This window comes from Streptomyces sp. NPDC047108 (assembly GCF_040643575.1).
Taxonomy (GTDB): Bacteria; Actinomycetota; Actinomycetes; order Streptomycetales; family Streptomycetaceae; genus Streptomyces.
On the sequence record NZ_JBEYUP010000045.1, the window covers coordinates 1 to 4,006 of the forward strand.

Genomic DNA, 4,006 nt, shown 5'->3' on the forward strand with positions numbered 1-4,006 from the left:
TCAGGCGCCGACTCACCCACATCACCGAGCAGTTGCTCCCGCAGATACCGAGCCAGCGCCACCGGCGTCGGATAGTCGAACACCACCGTCGCGGCCAGGCCGGATACGCCCGTCAGGGCCGCGAGGCCGTTGCGGAGTTCGACGGCGGTGAGGGAATCGATACCCAGGTCGCGGAAGGCGCGGTCCGCGGAGACGGCGTCGGGGCCGGCGTAGCCGAGGACCGCGGCGGCGCAGGCCTGCACGGTTTCCAGCAGGACGCGGTCCTGTTCGGCCGGGGTGAGGCCGGTCAGTCGGCCGAGCAGTCCGGCACGGTCGTCGCGTCCGATGCGCTCGGAGGTCGTCGTAGCGCCGTCGATGGCCGCGCGGGCTTCCGGCAGTGACGCGATCAGCGGGCTCGGACGCGTCATGGTGAAGGCAGGCGCGAAGTCGGCCCAGTGGATGTCGGCGACGATCACGGAGGCCGTGCCGGTTGAGGCGATACGGGCGAGGACGTCCGTGGCTGCCGCGGCGTCGAGCGGAACGATTCCGCCACGGCGCATCCGCGAGGTGGACCCGGTGTCGTCGGCCATGCCGCCGTCGGCCCAGGGACCCCACGCGATCGACGTGGCCGGGAGACCCGCCGCCCGTCGCCGCTCGGCCAGCGCGTCGAGAAAGGCGTTCGCCGCCGCGTAGTTGCCCTGGCCGGCCGCCCCGATGCTCCCCGCGAAGGAGGAGAAGAGGACGAACGCGGACAGGTCGCTGTCGCGGGTCAGTTCGTCCAGATGCAGCGCGCCCAGCGCCTTCGTCCGCATCACCGACGCGAACCGCTCCGGTGTCAACGCATCGATCACACCGTCGTCCAGCACACCCGCCGTATGCACCACAGCGTCTGCCGGATGCTCAGCCAACACCGCCGCCAACGCCGCACGATCGGCCACATCGCAGGCGACAACCGCCACCCCGACGCCCAGCTCCACGAGTTCATCCCGCAACTCGGACGCACCCGGAGCATCCAGGCCCCGACGACTGACGAGCACCAAGCCCGTGGCACCCTGCGCAGCAGCCCAGCGAGCCACGCGAGCACCCAGCGCACCCGTACCACCCGTGATCAACACCGTCCCCCGAGGACGCCAACCCGCCTCGTCCTCCCCCGCGGTCGCGCTCGGCGACACCCGGGTCAGCCGACGACCGAACACACCCGACGCCCGGAGCGCGATCTGGTCCTCGGCGGGGGCCCCACCGGCGAGGACCGCGGCAAGTCGGTTCGTGGTGCGACGGTCGAGGGCTTCGGGGAGGTCGATCAGCCCGCCCCAGCGGTCCGGATACTCCAGCGCCGCCACCCGGCCCAGACCCCACACCGCACCCTGCCCGGGATCAGCAGCACCGTCCGAACGCCCCACCGACACACCACCGCGCGTCAGCACCCACACCCGACCGCCCACACCCGCGTCACCGAGCGCCTGCAGCGCAACGGCTGTCGCGGCGCATGTCCGGGCCACATCATCAGCGGTCGCGGTCGTTCCGGTCGTTCCAGTGGCTTCGGTCGTTCCGGTGGCTCCGGTCGTCGCGGCGCCGAGGACGACCCCGGAGACGTCGCCGGAGGTGAGATCCGCCAACTGCGCTGCGAGGGAGGCCCGTTCGGGTATCGCGGGAAGTTCGACGACCACGGGGTCCGCACCGCGAGCGGCGAGCTCCGCCACGACGGCGTCGGCGTCCGGGCCCGAACTCTCCGGGACGAGGACGAGCCAGCGGCCGGAGAGCGCTGCGTCCGAGGACGGGTCGAGCGGCTTCCACTGTGCCCGGTACAGCCACTGGTCCGCGCGGGAGCGTTCCTGGCGAAGGCGACGCCAGGACGAGAGGGCGGGTACGAGATCGTTCAGGGACTCCTCTGCAAGACCCAGCGATGCGGCCAACGAGCCGAGGTCTCCGCGCTCGACGGCGTTCCAGAACTCGGTCTCGGCGGCGTTGCCGTGCAGTTCGCCGTGGTCGCCACCGTCCGTGGCGGGACGGCTCTGGTCCGCGAGCCAGTAGCGCTGATGCCGGAAGGCGTACAGGGGCAGCTCGACCCGGCGCCCGCCGGGGAGGACGGCGTCCCAGGCGATGTCGGCGCCGTGGGTGTGCAGGCGGGCGAGCGCCGTGACGGCACTGACCGGTTCGTTCCTGTCCTTGCGGAGGGCCGCCGCGAACAGAGGGCTCCCGGTGGCTCCGGTGTCCGGTGCGGCGACGGCTTCCGGGCACGCCTGCGCCAGGGCGGTGAGGGTGCCGTCGGGGCCGAGTTCCAGGTAGCGGGTGGTTCCGCGGGCGGCCAGGGCCCGTACGCCGTCGGCGAAGCGGACCGGCTCACGCACATGCCGCACCCAGTAGTCCGGGGAACGCAGCTCCTCGGCAGTGGCGGCCGTGCCCGTGACGTCGGACACGATCGCGATGGCCGGATCCCCGTACTCCAGACTCTCGGCGACCTGCCGGAACTCCTCCAGCATCGGCTCCGTCAACGGCGAGTGGAACGCATGACTCACCCGCAGCGAAGAGACCTTCCGGCCCTCCGCACGGAAACGCTCCGCGACCTCCTCCACCGCCTCGGCAGCACCCGAAACCACCACCGATCGCGGTCCGTTGACCGCCGCGATCCCGACCTCGCCGTCCCGCCCCTCCAGCAGCGGAAGTACCTCATCCTCCGCCGCTTCAAGGGCGACCATCGCCCCGCCCTCGGGCAACGCCTGCATCAACCGGCCCCGGGCCGCCACGAGACGGCACGCGTCGGCCAGCGACCACACACCGGCCACATGCGCCGCAGCCAACTCACCGATCGAGTGCCCCAGCAACGCATCCGGCCGTACGCCCCAGCTCTCCAGCAGCCGGAACAACGCCACCTCGAGCGCGAACAACGCGGGCTGCGCGTACTCCGTACGGTTCAGCAGCTCCGCGTCCTCGCCGAACACCACCTCCCGCAGGGGGCGTCCGAGCTCCTGATCGACATGTGCGCAGACGGCGTCGAAGGCATCCGCGAAGACCGCGTACTCCTCGTACAACTCCCGTCCCATGCCGAGCCGCTGGGAACCCTGGCCCGCGAAGAGGAACGCCGTACGGCCGTCCGGCTCGGCGATTCCCGTGACGATGCCGTCGGCACGGTCGGCCTCCGCGAACGCGGTCAGGGCGTCGACGAGTTCGACGCGATCGGTGCCGATGCCGATGACGGCGGCCCGGTACGGCAGCGCCGATCGGTGGGCGGCGAGCGACCAGGCGAGGTCGAGCGGGGTGGCACCGGGGTGCTCCCTCAGGTGCGCGAGGAGTCGCGCGGCCTGGGCGGGCAGGGCCTCGGGGGTACGGGCGGACAGCACCCAGGGGAGCACGCGGGGCGGTGTCCGCGATGTCGCGGGAGGAATGGCGGGCGCGGAGTCGTCGGCGGCGGGGGTCTCGCGGCTCTCGGAGCTCTCGGAGCTCTCACGGCTCTCGGGAAGGTCCTCGTGGGGCGCCTCCTCGATCACCGCATGGGCGTTGGTGCCGCTCACGCCGAACGCGGATACGGCGGCGCGGCGTGTGCGGTCCTGCGTGCTGGGCCAGTCCCGCTGCTCGGACAGCAGCTCCACCGAACCGGCCGTCCAGTCCACATGCGACGACGGCTCCTCCGCATGCAACGTCCGCGGCAACACCCCGTGCCGCATCGCCAGCACCATCTTGATCACACCGGCAACACCCGCAGCAGCCTGCGTATGACCGATGTTCGACTTCACCGACCCCAGCCACAAAGGCCGTTCACGACCCTGACCATACGTCGCCAACAACGCCTGCGCCTCGATCGGATCACCCAGAGTGGTCCCCGTGCCATGCGCCTCCACCGCATCCACATCCGCCGCCGACACCCCCGCCGACGACAACGCCGCACGAATCACCCGCTGCTGCGACGGACCATTCGGCGCCGTCAAACCATTGCTCGCACCATCCTGATTCACCGCCGACCCGGCAACCACCGCCAACACCCGATGCCCAAGACGCCGCGCATCGGAAAGCCGCTCCACCAGCAGCATCC

General features: G+C 71.6%; 1 protein-coding gene. It reads right to left on the minus strand.

The features are described from left to right. On the minus strand, positions 1-4,004 hold a 4,004-nt coding region (locus tag ABZ822_RS32490), incomplete at its 3' end, for an SDR family NAD(P)-dependent oxidoreductase (RefSeq protein ID WP_360862058.1). Between the last annotated feature and the right edge of the window lie 2 nt (positions 4,005-4,006).